Source organism: Mycobacterium shunyiense (genome assembly GCF_058270035.1).
Genome location: NZ_JBZDPT010000047.1, coordinates 730140 through 747932, shown reverse-complemented (window position 1 = coordinate 747932; position 17793 = coordinate 730140). Strand labels below are relative to the sequence as shown.

The following is a 17793-nucleotide window of genomic DNA, read 5'->3' as shown; positions in this document are numbered from 1 at the left end:
GGGAGCCTGCCGTTAGGGGTGACGACAGGCTCCCCGGGTGGGTGGATCTCTAGGTGGCGGACTGTGCGCCGAGCACCCGCTGGATGTCGGGCTTCATCTGCTGCAGCTGCTGTCCCCAGTAGCCCCAGGCGTGGGTTCCGTTGGCCGGGAAGTTGAACACCCCGTTGGTGCCGCCGGCCGCGATGTAGTTGTCCCGGAAGGTGACGTTGGTCCGCAGTGTCAGCCCTTCGAGGAACTGGGCCGCCATCAGGTTGCCGCCGTTGGTCCCGGCGTCGAGGTCCGACGGGGTACCGGTGCCGCAGTAGATCCAGAGGCGGGTGTTGTTGGCGACCAGCTGGTTGATGTTGACCATCGGGTCATTGCGCTTCCAGGCCGCGTCGGTCGACGGGCCCCACATGCTCTCGGCGTTGTAGCCGCCGGCGTCGTTCATCGCCAGGCCGATCAGCATCGGCCACCAGCCCTCGGACGGGTTCAGGAAGCCCGAAAGCGTTCCGGCATAGATGAACTGTTGCGGGTGATGGATCGCGTAGGTCAGCGCCGCGCTGCCCGCCATCGAGATGCCGACGACGGCGTTGCCGGTCTGGGACACGCCGCGGTTGGCGGCCAGCCAGGTGGGGAGTTCCTGCGTCAGGAAGGTCTCCCACTTGTAGGTGTAGTCCTGACCGTTGCCCTTCGACGGCTGGTACCAGTCGGTGTAGAAGCTGGACTGCCCACCGACCGGCATGATCACCGACAGGCCCGAGTCGTTGTACCACTCGAACGCGGGGGTGTTGATGTCCCAGCCGTTGAAGTCGTCCTGGGCGCGCAGGCCGTCGAGCAGATAGACCGCATGCGGTCCGCCGCCCTGGAACTGCACCCGGATGTTGCGGTTCATCGACGCCGAGAACACATCGAGGTACTCGACCGGCAGCCCCGGACGGGAGAATGCGCCAGCGGTCGCCGAACCTCCTGCGATACCGATCAGCGCGGGAAGTGTGGCTGCGGCCATTGCCCCGGCCGCCAGTCGACGCATCCACGCTCCGCGAATCTTGTTGAGGAACTTCATAACGGCAACCAACCGTCCTTTCTGCACGTATCTCAAGCAGTTTGCCGCTTGTCTCCGGTAGTGAAACATGTGCCACATCAGTCACACGCGTAACAACACCGGTCGCGCAGATCGCGGTTTACTAACGGTTGGAACTCGGCGCCGAGACCCTTTGCCGGGAGGCTCAGCGTCCGGCCGTGGTGAGCGCCTGCTTGACGGTGGCCCGGCGCTCCTCGATCGCCCGGCCGATGTCCTGAAGCAGCACCGGCTTTCGCGCCACCAGATCCTCGATGCAGTCGCGGTCGAATTGCGCAACGGTGACCTCGGTCAGCGCGTATGCCGTGGTGGTGACCGGTTCTCTGGTCAGAGCGGTCTGCCCGAGAAAGTCGCCCTGTTCCAGGGACAGCACCGGGACGAACAGGTCGTCCGCACCGGTCACGGCCAACTGCACCGTGCCTGCGACGATGAAAGTCATGCGCTTGGGAACCTGCCCGACGACCTGGATGACCTCGTCCCTGCCGTAACGGGTGAGCCGGGCGTGCGGGAGCAACTCGCCCTGGTCCTCGGGGCTCAGGCGCAGCGTCGGTGCGATGAGACGCAGCGTTTGTTCGACGCGTTCGGTGGTCGCGAACTCGTCCTCGGCCTCGTCCAGGTGCAGACCGGCCCGCCGCGAGGCGTACCAGGTCCAGCGAAGGAAGGTGGATCTGGCGGAGAAATCGTCGGCGGGGGAATGCAGCGGGATCTCGGTCTTGTACTGCAATGCGCCGGCCGGGACCGTGGACACCGTGCCGTCGGTACGTAGCTGGGGCAGTCGGCGGGCCACCTCGTTGAGCACGCGGCAGACTTCGTCGGGGGCGTCATCGACGGCGAACACCGTGATCACCGTGATGGTGTGCGCACCGAGTGGGCGGCTCAGGTTGGTGAATGATGCTCCGGCCAGCACGGAGTTCGGGATCACCTGCAGGCCGCTGCCGGTGTCGATATGTGTTGCGCGCCAGTTGACCTCGACGACGCGTCCGCGCGCCGACGGCGCATCGACCCAGTCGCCGAGTTGGAACGGCTGCTCGAACAGCACGAGAAGCCCGGAGATGATCTGGCCGACCGAGTTCTGCAGGGCCAGGCCCAGCACGATAGAGGAAACACCGAGGGCGGTGAAAAGCCCACCGATGTTGGCGCCCCAGATGTAGGCGAAGATCAAGCCGATACCGATGGCGATCAGTGCGAACCGGGCGACGTCGAGGAAGATCGACGGAATTCGTTTGCGCCAGCTGCCTTCCGGTGCACTCTGGAACAGCGTCGCGTTGAGTCCGGACAGCAACAGCACCAGCACGACGAACCCGAACACCGTCGAGACGATCCGCACCGGCGTGGCTTCTCCGGAGATCTGCATCGCCTGGATCAGCAGGATCAGCAGCGCACCCAGCGGCAGGATGTAGGTGCGGACCAGGTGAACCGGACCGGCCAGAAAGCTGCCGCGCCGGCGCAGTGCGTTCTGCAGTTCGGTGAGCAGAACCAGGCAGACCGGAAAGCCGACCGCCACACCGACGGCCCAGTAGAACCAGGGAGCGTCGAGCACGCCGCTCATCGTCGGTCCCGCAGCTGCCAGATCGGCTCGTCGGCCCCGTCGACCTGAACAGTGCCCGCCGGCTCGAGATCGCGAGTGTCGCCCATCACCTCGAACACCCGCTCGGTCACGTACACGCCCGGCTGCGGTGAGCCGCGTTGAACCCGGTAGGCGAGGTTGACCGCCGAACCCCACATGTCGTAAGCCAGGTTGGAGCGTCCGACCAGGCCGCTGCTCACCGCGCCGGTATCGATGCCCGCACGCAGCTCCAGCTCGGTCCCGGCCTCGGTGTTGAACCGTTCGATGATGCGCTGCATTTCGAGGGCGAAGTCGACCGTCCGCCGCACATTGTCGAGCCGCGGCACGCTCAACCCGGAGCTGGCCCAATAGCCGTTGCGTAGGGTGCGCACCCGTTCTACGCCGAGATCATCTGCGGCGGCATCGAATTGGTGCACCAGGCGGTTGACGATGGCCAGCGCTTCCTCCGATGGCATCTCGGAGGTCAGCTCATCCAACCCGATCGTGTCGGCGAACAGGACCGTCACGTTGTGGTGGTCCTGCGCGATGGTCTCCTCGCCGTCGCGGTAGCGCTGCACGACCGACTCCGGCATGAGCGTGCGCAGCAGCCGGTCGTTCTCCCGGCGCTGCTCGGCGAGCAGATCTTCCTTGATCGCCAGGTTGCGGCTCATGTCGTTGAATGCTGTTGTCAGATCACCGAACTCGTCCCTGGATTGCACGGGAAGCGACACGTCGTAGTCGCCTGCGCCGATCTGTTGGGCGCCGGCCTCCAGCCTGCGCAGTGGCCGGACGAACAACCGGGCCAGCATCATCGCCGCCAGGCACACGATGAAGGTGATGACGACGGTCGACAACACCAGGGTGCGGGTGAACGTCGCCACGGGCGCGAAGGCCTCCGCCGTGTCGATCTTGGCGATGATCGACCAGTTCAATCCGTGCAGCGTCACCGGTGCGTAGGCCTGCAGCGTCTCGTTGCCCAGGTAGTCGTCCTCGATCACGGTCCCGGTCTGACCGCGCAGGGCGGATCGCGTGGCCTCCGTCTCGACCGGCTGCACCAGCGTGGTTCCGTGCTGACTGAGCGATTTCTGCGCCACCGCCGGCGGTGTTCCGGCGTCGATGACGTCGCGTTCGAACTTTTGCGGATTCTCCAGGAACAGACGTGAATCCGACCTCATGAGACCATCGGGACCAACCACGAAGGTCTCGCCGGTGGTGCCCATCCCGGCGGTTTCCCACTGCTTGTCGGCCGTCATGAGCCGGTTGATCTTGGAAATCGGGAATTGCAGGGCCAGCACTCCCTCGACCCGACCGGGTGGGCCCACCGGCGCCATCATCCAGGCCGTGGGCTCATCGGCCGGTTGGTAGTCACCGAAATCGGTCACCCCGACATAGTCGACGGTGTTGGACGCCAGGGTCTTCTCGTAGGCGTCGCGCAGCAGGCTCTGCCGGTACGGCCCGGTGACGATGTTGGTGCCCAGGTCGATGCCCTTGTACGCGGTGTAGACCACGTTGCCGGCGGTGTCGAGCAGCAGAGCATCCTCGAACTGGAAGCGTTCGACGATCTCGCGGAAGTAGTCGTTGAACCGGGCGTTCGCCGCGGACCAGGCACTGCCGTCACGGGCGTCGTCGACCCTGATCGACTTCTCCGGGTCGGCGACCGGTGCCGTGTAGTTCGCCTGCAGATATTTCTGTGCGTTGGAGGTGGGCAGTAGCCGGGCCACATCCACGGTGTCACCGGTCTGCTTCTCTTCCACCGGCTTGAACTGGTCGTTGTAGTAGTCGACGATCGACTGCCATTGCTGTGGGTTGATCGTCGAGTTGCCGAGCTGACCGAATGCGCCGGAGAATGCCTCCACGGCCTCGACCGTCGTCGTTCCCCGGGTGTAGACGATCAGGGAATCCTCGAGGTCGGCGAACTTCGACTCCAGCTGACGTGTTTGCGATTCCCGGACCTCGGTCAACCGGTCGAACACCGACTGACGAAGCGATGACCTACCGGACTGGTAGCCGATGGCGCCGACGACGGCGGCGGACAGAATGCTGGTCACCAGCAGCATCACCAGCAGCTTTGACTGAATGCTGATCCGGGACATGACGCGTCGACGCACAGTCCTGGTGGGAGCGACGCGCTCGGCGGGGGCTGTTGTAGTCATTGAATCCCGAAGATTAGCTTGTCACGATGTATTGCGTGAGGCTGCGCGACAAACTTCGTCATGACTGATCAGTTGGACTTGCAGAGATTCGTCGACGCCCAGGCCGGCGTCTATGCCGACGTTTGCGCCGAGTTGCGGGACGGCCGCAAGCGCAGTCACTGGATCTGGTTCGTCTTCCCCCAGCTGCGCGGGCTCGGCCGGAGCTCGACGGCTTCCCACTACGGCATCGCGTCGGCCGAGGAGGCACGTGCGTACCTGGCCCACCCGACTCTGGGCTCGAGGCTTCGGGAATGCGCTCGGCTGGTTGCGCAGGTCGAGGGGCGCACAGCCGAGCAGATCTTCGGCCGGCCGGACTGCCTGAAGGTCCGCTCCTCCATGACGCTGTTCGCCGCCGTTGCCGATCCGGCCGACCGCGCAGATTTCCAGGCCGTGCTCGACAAGTTCTACGACGGACTCGGTGATCCGAGGACTCTCGAAATGCTCAGTGCGGCTGAATGATCAGCCAACCGTGCGGAGGAACTTCCGTCTGGCTCAGGTCGTCCTGGGGTGGTGCACCCGACCCCGCGATCACCCGACCCGATGCCACTCCGAGGTCGGGCAGCGACAAGAGCAGCGGTGCATCGCCGATGTTGAGCGCGACGATCAGCGATTCGGGACCGGCGGCGGTCCGGTAGACGTACTGCGTGTTGGTCAGTAGCAACGGTGACGTGGTCGCGGTGTGCAGCCACGGATGCCGTCGCCGCAGCCCGATCAGATACTGATGCAGTCGCAGCGCATCGGAATCCTCTGGTGCCGTGGTGAATTCCGGCCGCACGGCATCGTCGCCGCCGCGCCGCTCCTCCTTGACGCCGCGGTAGGCCGACTCGTCGCCGGCATAGATGCTCGGGGTTCCTCCGACCGTCAGCAGCAACACCAGGGCATGTTCTAGGTGCGTGGCATTCTGCAACTGGCTGGCGATCCGGGTCACGTCATGATTGCCCACGAAGGTCAGCGGTACGAACGTGCCGAGAAAGTCGTTGTGCCGCTTGAGTCCCCAGTCCAGTTCGTGGAAGTTGCCGTCGTTCAGGCTGCTCCAGATCGCCTTCCACAGTTCGTACTGGGTCACCGAGTCGAAGGTGGAGGCGTCGACGGTCGCGGCATAGTCACCGTGGATCACCTCACCGACGAACCAGGCGTCGGGGAACTCGCGGCGCACCGACGGCAGCACCTGCGCCCAGAACCGGTCGGGTACCGCGTACGCCGCGTCGAGGCGCCAACCGTCGGCGCCTCGGCTCAGCCAGTGCCGCAACACCGAGGCGGTGTGGTCGACCACCGCGGGCTCGTCGTGGTTGAGCGCGATCAGCTCGCCGTGTCCTTCGAACGTGTCAAAACCGTTGCCACGGCGGCGAAACCAACGGGACGCGGGGTGGTCGGGTCCGCCGTCGAGCGCCTGCCGGTACTGGGCGAATTCGGTGCCGACATGATTGAACACCCCGTCGAGCAGGATGCGCAGCCCGCGCCCTCGGGCCTCGGCAACCAGGTGATCGAAGTCCTCGTCGTCACCCAGGCGCGGATCGATGCGGAAATGATCGGTGGTGTCGTAGCCGTGGGTGCGCGAGGAGAAGATCGGTCCGAGCGCGACGCCCGAGGCGCCGAGTTGCACGGCGTGATCCAGCCAGCCGACGATCCGGCGTAACCGGTGCTCGTCGGCCGACGGCGGCGGGTCCGCGGGGAACGCACCGACGAAACCCAGGGGATAGATCTGCCACCAGATGGCATGTGCGATCCACGCGGGCTCAGTCACGAAACTTCGCCGCGTACAGGTCTTTCATGGTCTCGGCCAGTTCGGTGGCCGGCCCGTCCACGTCTACACCAGGAGCCACGGTGGTGATGGGCAGTGGTGCCACCGGTCCGGCCGGGACGCCCCATTCGGCGAGCCAGCCGCTCAGCTGGGCCGAGGACGTGGCGTAGACGATGCGGCCGAGACCGACCCAGGCGTGCGCCGCCGAGCACATCGGGCAGTGTTCGCCGGAGGTGTACACCGTGGCGCGGGCCCGGTCCTCGGGTTTCAGATGCTCGACGGCCCAGCGGGCGATGGCGAACTCAGGGTGCTGGGTGGCATCCCCGTCCTTGACCCGGTTGCGGTCGGCGAACACCGTCGTCCCCGCCTCGTCGACCAGGATCGAGCCGAAGGGCTCGTCGCCGTCCTCGAGTGCTTCACGGGCCAAATCGACACATTTGCGCAGCTGACCGAGGTCGTTCTCGCTGATGGCCACGAGGCGAGTTTACGCCGGTGCCGACCTCGGGCAGCTCACGCGCCGCCACAGCAGGGATCTGCCACGTCGAGGCGGCAGGCGCAGGAGGCGCGCACGGCAACGTCGGCCCGTGCCCGCGCCAACTCCAGTTGTTGGCCGATGATGGCGGCCTCGGCGTCGCGGCCGAGCCGACGGAGGCACTCGTGGTAGCCGTGCAGGCTCCACACGTTGTTCGGATGGTGGCTGGACCGGCTGAGCGTCGGATCCAGGCCCAGGTCGGCGGCATAGACTCCGGCGGCCTCCTCGACGTGGCCCTGCTCGAGCAGCAGTGCGCCGTAGGCGTGCCTTGTCGGTTGCATCCAGCCCCACGGTTCGTCGTAGGGCAGCGCGTCGTCGAGTTCGATCGCCCGGCGCAGATAGCCGAAGGCAGTGTCGTAATCGCCGTCGCGATAGGCGATTTCGCCGTTGAGCATCTGTTCGGCGATGGCGAGGATGTCCAGGCTGGTGTTGTTGAACAGGTAGCGCGAGTCGGGAATGCGCGCGTAAGCCGCCACGAAGCTGTCCCGTTCCGCGCGGGCCTGCTCCACCTGCCCGGTCGCTGCGTAGGCGACGCCCCGGCCGTAGTGGATCGTCGCGGTGGTGGTGCAGTACAGCTCGAGATCGGCGGGAAGAGGTTCGGCGATCAGATCGTTCCAGCGGCCGAACCGCACCAGCACGTGCACGCGCAAGGGGACGAACGCCTCCAGCCAGTCGGCCATCGGAGGTGAGGCGACCGAGAGCACCTCGGGGGTCAGTTGGGCGGCCAGTTCCTCCGCCGCGTCCAGCGCGATCTGCGAACTGCCCTCGAACATGGCCGAATACACCACGAAATGCAGGTCGTGGGCACGGTAGAGCGAATAGAAGTTGAGTGCACCTTCGCGTTCGACGAACTTGCGGTCGGCGTGTACCGCGGCGAGGTTGGCCGTCACCGAACTGCGGTAGTCGCCGCACAGCACGTCGATGTGGCTGGCCATGTGTTGCAGGTGTCCGGCATCGGGCACCAATCCACGCAACAGATCGGCGGCCGGCAGCGCGGCCTGTGGTGTCGTCGACATCTCCATCGCGTGGATGTAGAGGTGCAGCACCCCTGGGTGTTGCCGCCCGGCCGCGGTCGCCAGCGCGACGTCGAGGATCCGTTTGGCCTCCACCACACGAGATCCCGGGGCGGGCTCACCGGTGCGGCCGTCCCACAGTGCCCATGCGGTCACGTTCAGTAGGGCATCGGCGGCCAGGGTCTGCACATCGATGTCGTCGGGATGGGCCACGGCCATGGCTGCCATCGCATCGGCGTAGTCGGCGTGCCCGGCCGCCAGGGCTTCATCGTCATCGGGGTCGGCGGTCGGAAATCGCTTCTGCAGCGCGGAGATCAGGTCGCGCTCCAGCGTCGATGCCCGGCCGGTCGCAGCGCGCTCGAGTTCGGCCCGGGCCCGGGTCAGCGACGTGCTCAGATCGGCGGGGTCGAATGCGTCCCAGGCCTTGTTGTAGTTGGGGCCGACGGCATAGGCGATACCCCACCGGGCGAGGGCGAACTCGGAGTCGAGTTGCAGGGCACGCTCGAAGCACCGGATCGCCTCTTCGTGGTTGAAGGCGTACGACCAGACCATGCCGCGGTCGAACCAGACCTGGGCCGGTGGCGAAGGGGTGTCCGTCGGCCGGTGATAGGTCCCGAGCCGGTAATACGGTTCGGTCTGGGCGGGATCCGTCACGAGGCTGACGCTACCCGGGTGGCTCGACACCGGCGTGCCGAACATGTTCTAGTGCTGGGATGCCGGGTTACACGCACGTCGAAGGTCTCAGTTCCGCGGACGTGCAGCGTCTGCGGGAGGTGTGGTCACCGCTGGCCGACTCGGTGCGTGCGCTCATCGATGCCTCGATCCGCTCGGAGGTGGATGCCGAGGAGGTCGCCGCGGTACGGGCCGAGATCGACGACGCGACCGCGCGCCTGCAGGCCAAACAGATCGACGGTCCCTTCGGTGTGCGCTTCACGTCCGATGGTGACCGGATGCCGTGGGGCAACCCGGCGATCGGCATCCGCAACCCGATCGCCCCGCCGCTGGTGATGGTCAAGGAGCCCGACGGCGGGGTACGAACCGACTTTCACCTCGGCGCGCCCTATGAAGGGCCGCCCGGCCATGTGCACGGCGGCATGGTGGCGATGGTGCTCGATCATGTGCTGGGGGAGGTGGCTGCCAGCGACTCCGATCGTCCGCGATTCACCGGAACCCTGACCATCCGGTATCTGCGGGCCACCCCGTTGGGTGATCTGCACGCCGAGGGGCGGATCACCCGCACGGACGGCATCAAAGCGTTTGCCTCCGGCCATGTTTCCGATGCTGAAGGAATCACCGCCGAGGCTGAAGGAGTGTTCATCCTGCCGAAATGGGCGCGCAGCTAGCGCGTATCACCCGCGGGTTCCACCCGGTCGATCGCGATCTCCTGCAGACTTCGGGTGATCGTGCTCAGTTCGCCGATCAGGATGCGCGCCGCACCGTTGTCGGCGGACAGCGTCGAAGCCACGTTGTGAACCCGTCGCAGTGCGGTGGACAGTTCGGCGGTGTCGAGGCTCCAGGGCACCGCGGGGCTCGGCGGCGCGCCGCGCAGTGCCTCGACGTAATCGTCCACCGCAGCGATGAACTCGCCGTGCAGGGCGGACGAAGGGTGCGTCGGCAGGCTGTTCTCCAGGGTGGTGCAGGCGCTGGTCACCGAATTCAGTGCGGTGCGGTAGGACCGCAGCCAACGCCGCAGGACCGGCGGCTCCAGGCTGGTGGCGCCCCACGCGGCCTCGAATGCGGCGCGGGCCCGGAAGGCCCGTTGCCAGGCCGCCGACAGGATCTCTGCCGGGTGGTCGATTTCGTGCACGAATGCCTTGATCACCAGTGCGGCGTAGTCGATCTCGGTCATCAACAGTTCCCCGGCGCGTTGGCGTAACCGGATGAGGGCGTGGTCGGGCAGGGCCACGTGGGCCATCACAGCCAGGGCGCCGCCGATCATCACGGCGAACAGTCGGTCCGTGTTGCCCGACCACGGCGCGGACGCGCTCACGCCGACCGCGAACATGACGATCGCGCCCACGGCCGCGCCGACCGCGAGATAACCGAACTGCGCGACGCCGTAGGCCAGTCCGACGAAAACCAGCGCGCACACGGCCGAACCGATCGGCCCGGGCTGCCACACGAACGTGAGGATCGAGGCGACGATGATGCCGACGCCGAGGCCGGCCATGCGCCCGGCGCACCGGGTGTAGGTGTGCGCCGTTTCCGGCCGCAGTACCACCACGGCGGTCAGTGGCATCCAGTAGCCGTGCTCCAGCCCGCCGTAGCGGGCCGCAGCAACCGCCAGCGCGGTGGTCACCGACAGCCGGATGGCGTGGCGCAGGATCGGCGAGGTCCAGGTCAGGTGTGATCGGACCACGGCGGGCGCCGAGGCCAGCGAGCCGATCAGGTCGGGCCGGTGCAGCTGCCCGAATCTCAGCACCGCGGCCTCGCGCAGCTGTTCGCAGAAGCGTTGTGCCAGCGCCGCTTCTGGCCCGGTGACGGCGGCGGCGGCGGTGTGGACGCGGACCAGTGCGTGCTCGGCATCGCGGCGCGCGGTGTGACCGTGGTCGGCGATCGCGTCGAGCAGCACCGCGGCGGCGGTCAGCAACTGGGGGAGTCCGCTGTCACCTGGGTTCTCGTCGTCGGTGGAGGTGTCGCGGTCCGCGGTGGAACGCAACGAGGCGAGGGTGCCGGCGAGGCGCTCCGGGAGCCGATAGCCGCCGTGGTAGGCGCGTGGCCGTTGACTCACCTGGCTGTCGGCGAACACCTCGCGCAACCACGTGAGCGGGGCGTCGTCGACGGTCGCGGTGCAGTCGGCGGCGACGTTGCGAGCGTCACCGGCCAACGACTGGTACGCCCGGGTGAGTCCGTCGCGCTGGGCGCGCCAGCGTCGGGGCGGCCATACCGCGATGAGCGCGGCCTGGACCACTCCGGCGACGATGACCAGAACAGGTGCCAGCAGTGACTGGCCCAATGTCGGTGCGACCGGCGGCGCCAGCACCAGCAGTGCGCTGGCCGCCGAGGCCACCAGCCCCGCGTTGGCTCCGAGTGACCACTGCATGCCCGCGGCGAAACACCACAGCGCAACCACCGCGATGAAGACGGGGCTGTACCCCCCGGCCAGGGTGCCCAGCAGTACTGCGATGGCCAGTTCGATCGAGCCGGTCACCACCAGCGGGACCCGGCCCCCGGGGCTGCGTTGCAGCGCGATGGCACTCGCGATCACGCCGCCGCCCAGCGTCCACATCGCTGTCGCGCCGGAACCCCACGCCAGGGCAACCCCAGTCACCGCCAGGACGCCGATCAGGCTTCGGGCCACCGCACCGGCGTCGGGGGTGTTGAGCCGGAGTGCGTCGGCTGCCTGTCCACCCGTGTGCACCCCACCATTCTCACTCGCGACGGGCTGCCGGTGGCACATCCGCCCGCGCGTGGCGCGGATCGGTCCGCCGGTAGGTTCTCCGTCTGTGGAGAAAGTCATCGTTCTGCTACGGGCCCCGCAATCGGATCAGCAGTGGTGTGAGCGGCTGCGAACTACCGTCGCCGGTCAGTTGCTGGCGCTCGGGTTGCCCGGCCTGACGATCAACGTCCGCGACGACGCAGTGCGGGATTCGTTGATGACACTGACCACGCTGGACCCTCCGGTGGTCGCAGTGGTCAGTCTGTGGGCCCGGCAGTATTACGGCGAGCAGATTTCTGAGGCGCTGGAAGTGCTTGCTGCCGAATGTGATTCACTTGCCGCCTACCTGGTGACCGAATCGGTCCCGATGCCTGCGCCGCCGACCGGGGTGGGCGAGCGCACCGATGGTCTGGCCAATATCGCGCTGCTGCGCCGGCCCGCCGACCTCGATCAGGCCACGTGGCTGCACCGCTGGCACGTCGACCACACCGCGGTGGCCATCGAAACCCAGGACACCTTCGGCTACACCCAGAACACCGTCGTGCGTGCCCTCACCGAGGGCGCCCCGGCGATCGACGGCATCGTGGAGGAACTGTTCCGGCAGCAGGCCGTGTCGGATCTGCACGCGTTCTTCGGCGCCGCCGACGACGACGATCTGGCCGATCGGATGCGCCGCATGGTCGCCAGCACCGATGCGTTCGGCGCCAGTAGCAACATCGACACCGTGCCGACCAGTCGGTACGTCTACTCCAGCCCGTTCGTCGGCTCACCGGACCCGGCCGACAAGAGTGGAACGTGTTCTAGTTAGGCTGCAGCGGCCACGGCGCGACGCGAGGAGACAGAGATGACCCTGCTGATCGAGGACAACAACCGGGTTCGCACGCTGACCCTCAACCGCCCCGACGCGCTCAATGCCTTCAACGAGGCGCTGTACGACGCGACGACCGTTGCCCTGCGTGCGGCGGCTGAGGATCCCGACGTGGCAGTGGTGCTGTTGACGGGCGCCGGCCGGGGATTCAGTGCGGGCAACGACCTCGTCGAGATGCAGGAGCGCATCACCAACCCGGAATCCACCCCGGGCGAGCACGGGTTCTACGGGATGCTCGAGGTTCTCGCGGATTTCCCGAAGCCGTTGATCTGTGCGGTGAACGGGGTAGGCGTGGGTATCGGCGCCACCATCCTCGGGTTCGCCGACCTCGTGTTCATGTCGTCGGCGGCGCGGCTGAAGTGCCCGTTCACCAGCCTGGGTGTGGCGCCCGAGGCGGCCTCGTCGTATCTGATGCCCCGGTTGCTCGGCAGGCAGAATGCCGCGTGGCTGCTGATGTCCTCGGAGTGGGTGAGCGCCACCGAGGCCCGCGAGATGGGTCTGGTGTGGAAGGTCTGCGAGCCCGACGCGCTGTTGACCGAGGCTCGGAAACACGCCGAAACCCTGTCGGCCAAACCTATTTCGAGCCTGGTGGCCGTCAAGCAGGCCATGGTGGCTCCGATCCGCGACCAGATCGCGGCGGCCGTGGAGCGCGAGAAGGCGTTCTTCGTCGAACTGGTGGGTGCGGCGGCCAACGTCGACGCGCTGGCTCAGTTCGCCGACCGCAAGCGCTAGTGGGTGGCCCGTGACGGGCAACCGTTGAACTGGGTGGGGCACCCCTCGGCCGCCTGATGGGCGGCGATGATGGCGCGGATGGTGCGTCGGCACCGGCCGCAGTCGGCACCGGCGCCGCACGCCTCGGCCACCTCTTTCGAGGTGGTGGCGCCGGACTCGATGATCTCGTTGACGACCTGACTGGTCGCCCCGGTACACAGGCAGACGAACATCAGTCGTCCTGCTCGTCGACGTTCATGATGTGGGTCAACTTGCCCACGAACAGGCTGGGGTAGGCACCGAAACCCGCCGTGGTCATCCACTCGGCCGCCGCATCCGGATGGTCGATCCATTGCCGGGCGCTGATCTCGTCGGCGACCTCCTGCAGGATCATCACTTCCTGGCCGTCGTCGAGTGCCTGGTAGACCCAGATCTTGCGGATGCCGCCCTGCTCGAAGCGTGCGAGGCCGTCGTGCACCTTGCGCATCAAGGTGGGTACGTCGTCGACGGTGGCCACCGCACCCACGATCACCCCGGCCACGTGGCCCTGCGGCGACGGGCCGGTCAGATCGATCTTCTCCACCACTTCGCCGCCGAATATCGGCGGAATATCTTCGACGCCGGAAATATCGAACCACTCGAAAATTGCGGGCGAACGCAGTACGTCGCGGATGGACCGCGCATGCCGAATGCCGATTGTCACCAATACCCGGCCCGGTTCCCAAATTGATTTGTAAAGCACGACATGATGCGCGCCGATCGACAATAGTCCCGAGCGATGTTTCCGCATCCATTTCCACATTTCGTCGACGTCGTCGACGCGGAAATCGCAGGACAGAATGAGCGAGTGTAAATCGTACTCACTCATTTGTTGCCGACCTTTCTTTCGGGGCGTGATCGCAGATTAGCGCAGTCTAACCTTAGTTAGGACAGCCAGTCCACTCCTCGTGGCCACGCTCGGGGCTCGGTGCCCCCATGGGTCCGGAGGCGTCGCACGAACACGCCGAATTCGTCGTTAATCATTGCGTCACACCGTGCTTCCTGGACTAGATTGGATGTGCACGGCAAACGGCAACACTTGACCAGCCCTCAAGGTGCTTAGGAGTGACGATGCAAGGCGATCCAGATGTTCTGAAATTGCTCAACGAGCAATTGACGAGCGAACTCACTGCGATTAACCAATATTTCTTGCACTCGAAGATGCAAGATAATTGGGGATTTACCGAACTGGCCGAACATACCCGTTCCGAGTCTTTCGAAGAGATGCGGCACGCGGAGACCATCACCGACCGAATCCTGCTCCTCGACGGCTTGCCCAACTATCAGCGGCTCTTTTCGCTGCGCGTGGGGCAGACACTTCGGGAACAGTTCGAGGCCGATCTTGCGATCGAGTACGAGGTGGTTGCCCGCCTCAAGCCCGGGATCATCATGTGCCGCGAAAAGCAGGACGCGACGTCGGCGCGGATCCTGGAAACGATCCTGGCGGACGAGGAAGGACACATCGACTACCTGGAAACCCAGCTCGAGTTGATGGAGAAGCTGGGTGACGCGCTCTACGCAGCGCAGTGCGTCTCCCGCCCGCCCCAATAAGCTCAGGTAGGTCGGTCCGTTTCAATCCAAGCCGCCCTGGGTAGCCGGTGAACCGCCGGCTGTTCGGGGCGGCTTTGTTCGTGCTGTAACTTTCATAGCCTGTCTAACGATATCGCTGGTGAACCGGCAGGCCGGCGAAAGGAAGTTATGACCACCCCGACAACATCCACCGGCGAGCAGCCGACCGGCGCCCCGATCCTCAGCGTGCGCAGGCGCAATCTGGTGTTCGTTGCCGTCATGCTCGGAATGCTGCTCGCCTCGCTCAACCAGACAATCGTCGCCACCGCGCTTCCCACTGTCGTGGCGGACCTCGGCGGTGCGGGCCATCAGGCGTGGGTGGTGACCAGCTATCTTCTGGCCTCCACCGTCGTCACCGCCGTGGTCGGGAAGGTCGGCGACATCTTCGGCCGAAAAGTGGTGTACCAGGCGGCGGTCCTGTGTTTTCTGATCGGATCGGTCCTCAGCGGCCTGTCGGGATCGATGGCGATGCTGGTGGCCTCGCGGGCGCTGCAGGGGATCGGCGGCGGCGCGATCATGGTGACGTCCTCGGCGCTGATCGCCGAGGTCATCCCATTGCGGGACCGCGGGCGCTACCAGGGTGCGCTGGGTGCGGTCTTCGGTGTCACCACCGTTGCCGGTCCGCTGTTGGGCGGCTTCGTCACCGATCATCTCGGCTGGCGGTGGGCGTTCTGGCTCAGCATCCCGGTGGGCGTCGTCGTGCTGATCGTCGCGGCCGCGACGATCCCGGCAGTGGCGTCCCGTGGCGCGCGCCCGGCGATCGATTACGCCGGAATCGTGTGGGTCGGAATCGGGGCATCCGGTCTCACGCTGGCCACCAGCCTGGGCGGCGAACTCGCGTGGACCTCGCCGACCATCATCGGACTGGTCATCGGTTCTGTCCTGGCGCTGGCGATGTTCGTCCGGGCGGAAACCCGGGCGGTCGAACCGATTCTGCCGATGCGGCTGTTCCGCAATCCGGTGTTCACCATGTGCTGCGTGCTGTCGCTGGTCGTCGGCTTCGCCATGCTGGGCGCCCTGACGTTCATGCCCACCTTCATGCAGTTCGTCGACGGCGTATCGCCGTCCGAATCCGGGCTGCGCACCATGCCCATGGTCATCGGGCTGCTCGTCACCTCGACCGTCAGCGGCAGTCTCGTGGGCCGCACCGGCCGGTACAAGATCTACCCGATCGCCGGCACCGCGATCATGCTCATCGGCTTCGTGCTGCTGTCGCGCATGAACGCCGCGACACCGATTCCGATCCAGTCGCTCTATCTACTCATCCTGGGCGCCGGAATCGGCATGTGTATGCAGGTGCTCGTCCTCATCGTCCAGAACACCTCCGACTTCAGCGATCTGGGCGTGGCGACCTCGGGGGTGACGTTCTTCCGGACCATCGGCAGTTCGTTCGGTGCGGCGATCTTCGGTTCGTTGTTCGTCGGCTTCCTGTCGGATCGCCTGCCCGGTGCACTCGCTGCCAGCGGTGCGCCGGCGGTGGCGGGTGCTTCACCCAAGGCGCTGCACGAACTGCCACCCGAGGTCGCCGCCCCGATCGTCAACGCCTATGCCGACGCACTGGACCTGGTGTTCCTCTGTGCCGCGCCGGTGGCGCTGATCGGCCTGATCGTGGCGCTGTTCCTCAAGGAGGTGCCCCTGCTGGAGGCCGAGGCGACCATGGCGGCGGATCTCGGCGAGGGCTTCGGCATGCCGAGCTCGGAATCGGCGGACCAGGTGCTCGAAACCGTGGTCAGCCGGCTGATGCGCAGTTCACCTGAGATCCGGTTGCGAAATGTGGCCGGAGGGCCGGGGTGCGAGCTGGATGTCGCGGGGTTGTGGGCGCTGCTCAAGATCTACCGACACGGTCAGGTGTTCGGCTCGGCTCGCCTGACCGAGATCGCCGACCGCCTGGTTGTGCCCTTCGAAGTGCTCGAGCCGACCTTCAACCGGTTGGTGCAGGACGGCTATGTGCTGCGTACCGGGGACAATCTGTGGCTGACCCAGGCCGGGGTGCGGCAGGTCGAGGGTGTCTCGGCGGCGCTGGTGGGTCGGATCGTCGACAAACTGGGGGAGTCGTCGACGTACGAGGGCCGCCCGGACCGGGCCCAGGTCGAGGCCGCGCTCGAGCGCATCGCGCACCGGATTGTGGTGCAGCGGGACTGGGGAGACGACGACCGCGCCACCGAGCTGACCGGCTCGGGAACCAAAAACTAGAACTTGTTCCAGAACTCCCGGAATCTGCGTACGATTCGGCCATGAGCCGAATCGGAGAATTTCCCGACGACGACGTGGCCGGCTGGATCTTGAAGTCTCCCGAGATCGGCACCGCGATGGCCAACTTCACCAACGCGGTGTACACCAAGGGCCGCTTGCCCCTCCGGGTGCGCGAACTCGCCCGGATGGTGATCGCACTCAACAACGAGTGCGTGGTGTGCCAGAACACCCGCGACTCCGACGGCGCCGCAGCGGGAGTGGACGAGGACCTCTACGACCACGCCGCCGAGTGGCGGACCTGGCCGGGCTACAGCGCGCAGGAGCGCATCGCCGCCGAGTTCGCCGAGCGCTTCGCGAGCGATCACACCGGACTGCGCGACGACGAGGACTTCTGGGATCGCGCCAATGAGCAGTTCGATGCCGAACTGCTCACCGACCTGGCACTGTCGTGTGCGATGTGGCTGGGCATGGGCCGGATGCTGCGGACCCTCGACATCGGTCAAACCTGCAGGATCACGCTGTAACCCGCGCGATCACGGCCCGGTTTACGCAGGCTTCGTGACGGCAATACCGCATGCCATGATCGGAAGCCTTCGCTCCATCGTGCTGGATTGCCGGGATCCTCGTGCGCTGGCGGCCTTTTACGCCGAAGTCCTCGGCGGCGACGTCGCCGCCGAGGACGACACGTGGGTGGTCGTCACCGACCCGGCGGGCCGGCGGCTCGCCTGCCAGTACTCACCGCAGCACGAGCCGCCGCTGTTTCCCGATCCGCGGGGATCGCAGCAGATTCACCTGGACATCCAGGTCGACGATCCGGATGTCGCCCAGCGCCAGGTGCTGGCGCTGGGCGCAACCCGCGTCACCGATGCCGTCGGGGAGACCTTGTTCCGGGTGTTCCGGGATCCGGCCGGCCACCCGTTCTGCCTGGTGTGGGGTATCGACTGAGCGGC

The 17793-nt window shown here is 66.4% G+C and carries 17 protein-coding genes; 8 read left to right on the top strand and 9 right to left on the bottom strand.

Annotated elements, in window-relative coordinates; genetic code table 11:
• Positions 1 to 49: 49 nt before the first annotated feature.
• The 3 genes from AC4ELS_RS30785 to AC4ELS_RS30775 form a co-directional block, all read right to left on the bottom strand.
• Entirely contained in the window at positions 50 to 1045 is a 996-nt protein-coding gene (locus tag AC4ELS_RS30785) for an esterase family protein (protein WP_463793721.1), read from the bottom strand.
• Positions 1046 to 1208: 163 nt separating this feature from the next.
• Positions 1209 to 2609, bottom strand: coding sequence for a mechanosensitive ion channel family protein (locus tag AC4ELS_RS30780; RefSeq protein WP_499050723.1), 1401 nt, complete (start codon positions 2607 to 2609; stop codon positions 1209 to 1211).
• A complete protein-coding gene (locus tag AC4ELS_RS30775; protein WP_064879894.1) occupies positions 2606 to 4759 on the bottom strand; it encodes an adenylate/guanylate cyclase domain-containing protein in 2154 nt (717 codons plus the stop codon). Before AC4ELS_RS30775 ends, AC4ELS_RS30780 begins: the two co-directional genes overlap by 4 nt.
• Before the next feature lie 60 nt (positions 4760 to 4819).
• Between AC4ELS_RS30775 and AC4ELS_RS30770 the strand changes: the two genes are divergently transcribed.
• On the top strand, positions 4820 to 5257 hold the full coding sequence (locus AC4ELS_RS30770; RefSeq protein WP_499050721.1) for a DUF1810 domain-containing protein: 438 nt from the start codon (positions 4820 to 4822) through the stop codon (positions 5255 to 5257).
• Here the strand turns inward: AC4ELS_RS30770 and AC4ELS_RS30765 are convergent.
• Genes AC4ELS_RS30765 through AC4ELS_RS30755 form a run of 3 tightly spaced genes read right to left on the bottom strand, consistent with a single transcriptional unit; the run spans position 5241 to position 8783 of the window.
• On the bottom strand, positions 5241 to 6542 hold the full coding sequence (locus AC4ELS_RS30765; protein ID WP_448447171.1) for an alpha-amylase family protein: 1302 nt from the start codon (positions 6540 to 6542) through the stop codon (positions 5241 to 5243). The two genes, AC4ELS_RS30770 and AC4ELS_RS30765, sit on opposite strands and share 17 nt — an antisense overlap.
• Entirely contained in the window at positions 6535 to 7014 is a 480-nt protein-coding gene (locus AC4ELS_RS30760) for a nucleoside deaminase (RefSeq protein WP_448447173.1), read from the bottom strand. The genes AC4ELS_RS30765 and AC4ELS_RS30760 overlap by 8 nt, the downstream gene beginning before the upstream one ends.
• Before the next feature lie 35 nt (positions 7015 to 7049).
• On the bottom strand, positions 7050 to 8783 hold the full coding sequence (locus tag AC4ELS_RS30755; RefSeq protein ID WP_499050718.1) for a tetratricopeptide repeat protein: 1734 nt from the start codon (positions 8781 to 8783) through the stop codon (positions 7050 to 7052).
• A 14-nt stretch (positions 8784 to 8797) separates the two neighbouring features.
• On the opposite strand from AC4ELS_RS30755, the gene AC4ELS_RS30750 reads away from it, so the two are divergent.
• The gene (locus tag AC4ELS_RS30750) at positions 8798 to 9427 is read left to right on the top strand and encodes a PaaI family thioesterase (RefSeq protein ID WP_064879904.1); all 630 of its coding nucleotides are present in this window, start codon (positions 8798 to 8800) and stop codon (positions 9425 to 9427) included.
• Here the strand turns inward: AC4ELS_RS30750 and AC4ELS_RS30745 are convergent.
• A complete protein-coding gene (locus tag AC4ELS_RS30745; protein WP_448447177.1) occupies positions 9424 to 11445 on the bottom strand; it encodes an FUSC family protein in 2022 nt (673 codons plus the stop codon). The genes AC4ELS_RS30750 and AC4ELS_RS30745 overlap by 4 nt on opposite strands.
• Before the next feature lie 85 nt (positions 11446 to 11530).
• On the opposite strand from AC4ELS_RS30745, the gene AC4ELS_RS30740 reads away from it, so the two are divergent.
• Both AC4ELS_RS30740 and AC4ELS_RS30735 read left to right on the top strand, forming a co-directional pair.
• Complete coding sequence (locus AC4ELS_RS30740; protein WP_064879906.1) at positions 11531 to 12271, top strand: EthD domain-containing protein; 741 nt, start codon at positions 11531 to 11533, stop codon at positions 12269 to 12271.
• A gap of 36 nt (positions 12272 to 12307) precedes the next feature.
• Positions 12308 to 13063 (top strand): enoyl-CoA hydratase/isomerase family protein, encoded by a 756-nt coding sequence (locus tag AC4ELS_RS30735; protein WP_448447179.1) that lies wholly within the window; start codon positions 12308 to 12310, stop codon positions 13061 to 13063.
• Here the strand turns inward: AC4ELS_RS30735 and AC4ELS_RS30730 are convergent.
• Together AC4ELS_RS30730 and AC4ELS_RS30725 are read right to left on the bottom strand one after the other, a co-directional pair.
• Positions 13060 to 13275, bottom strand: coding sequence for a (2Fe-2S)-binding protein (locus tag AC4ELS_RS30730; protein ID WP_064879910.1), 216 nt, complete (start codon positions 13273 to 13275; stop codon positions 13060 to 13062). The genes AC4ELS_RS30735 and AC4ELS_RS30730 overlap by 4 nt on opposite strands.
• The gene (locus AC4ELS_RS30725) at positions 13275 to 13910 is read right to left on the bottom strand and encodes a fatty-acid--CoA ligase (RefSeq protein ID WP_448447182.1); all 636 of its coding nucleotides are present in this window, start codon (positions 13908 to 13910) and stop codon (positions 13275 to 13277) included. The genes AC4ELS_RS30730 and AC4ELS_RS30725 overlap by 1 nt, the downstream gene beginning before the upstream one ends.
• Before the next feature lie 242 nt (positions 13911 to 14152).
• Between AC4ELS_RS30725 and bfr the strand changes: the two genes are divergently transcribed.
• The 4 genes from bfr to AC4ELS_RS30705 all read left to right on the top strand — a co-directional run bounded on the left by bfr (position 14153) and on the right by AC4ELS_RS30705 (position 17788).
• On the top strand, positions 14153 to 14632 hold the full coding sequence (gene bfr, locus AC4ELS_RS30720) for a bacterioferritin (protein ID WP_055120222.1): 480 nt from the start codon (positions 14153 to 14155) through the stop codon (positions 14630 to 14632).
• 147 nt (positions 14633 to 14779) lie between these two features.
• Entirely contained in the window at positions 14780 to 16843 is a 2064-nt protein-coding gene (locus tag AC4ELS_RS30715) for an MDR family MFS transporter (RefSeq protein ID WP_499050712.1), read from the top strand.
• A gap of 41 nt (positions 16844 to 16884) precedes the next feature.
• Positions 16885 to 17367: a carboxymuconolactone decarboxylase family protein gene (locus tag AC4ELS_RS30710; protein WP_064879916.1), complete on the top strand. Its 483-nt coding sequence runs from the start codon at positions 16885 to 16887 to the stop codon at positions 17365 to 17367.
• 34 nt (positions 17368 to 17401) lie between these two features.
• Entirely contained in the window at positions 17402 to 17788 is a 387-nt protein-coding gene (locus tag AC4ELS_RS30705) for a VOC family protein (protein ID WP_413784894.1), read from the top strand.
• Positions 17789 to 17793 lie beyond the last annotated feature (5 nt).

Excerpts from the sequence above, each read along its gene's own strand:
- AC4ELS_RS30785 (WP_463793721.1), bottom strand. The coding sequence starts at position 1,045 with ATGAAGTTCCTCAACAAGATTCGCGGAGCGTGGATGCGTCGACTGGCG.
- AC4ELS_RS30775 (WP_064879894.1), bottom strand. The coding sequence starts at position 4,759 with ATGACTACAACAGCCCCCGCCGAGCGCGTCGCTCCCACCAGGACTGTG.
- AC4ELS_RS30780 (WP_499050723.1), bottom strand. The coding sequence starts at position 2,609 with ATGAGCGGCGTGCTCGACGCTCCCTGGTTCTACTGGGCCGTCGGTGTG.
- bfr (WP_055120222.1), top strand. The coding sequence starts at position 14,153 with ATGCAAGGCGATCCAGATGTTCTGAAATTGCTCAACGAGCAATTGACG.
- AC4ELS_RS30750 (WP_064879904.1), top strand. The coding sequence starts at position 8,798 with ATGCCGGGTTACACGCACGTCGAAGGTCTCAGTTCCGCGGACGTGCAG.
- AC4ELS_RS30735 (WP_448447179.1), top strand. The coding sequence starts at position 12,308 with ATGACCCTGCTGATCGAGGACAACAACCGGGTTCGCACGCTGACCCTC.
- AC4ELS_RS30725 (WP_448447182.1), bottom strand. The coding sequence starts at position 13,910 with ATGAGTGAGTACGATTTACACTCGCTCATTCTGTCCTGCGATTTCCGC.
- AC4ELS_RS30710 (WP_064879916.1), top strand. The coding sequence starts at position 16,885 with ATGAGCCGAATCGGAGAATTTCCCGACGACGACGTGGCCGGCTGGATC.
- AC4ELS_RS30755 (WP_499050718.1), bottom strand. The coding sequence starts at position 8,783 with ATGTTCGGCACGCCGGTGTCGAGCCACCCGGGTAGCGTCAGCCTCGTG.
- AC4ELS_RS30715 (WP_499050712.1), top strand. The coding sequence starts at position 14,780 with ATGACCACCCCGACAACATCCACCGGCGAGCAGCCGACCGGCGCCCCG.
- AC4ELS_RS30730 (WP_064879910.1), bottom strand. The coding sequence starts at position 13,275 with ATGTTCGTCTGCCTGTGTACCGGGGCGACCAGTCAGGTCGTCAACGAG.
- AC4ELS_RS30770 (WP_499050721.1), top strand. The coding sequence starts at position 4,820 with ATGACTGATCAGTTGGACTTGCAGAGATTCGTCGACGCCCAGGCCGGC.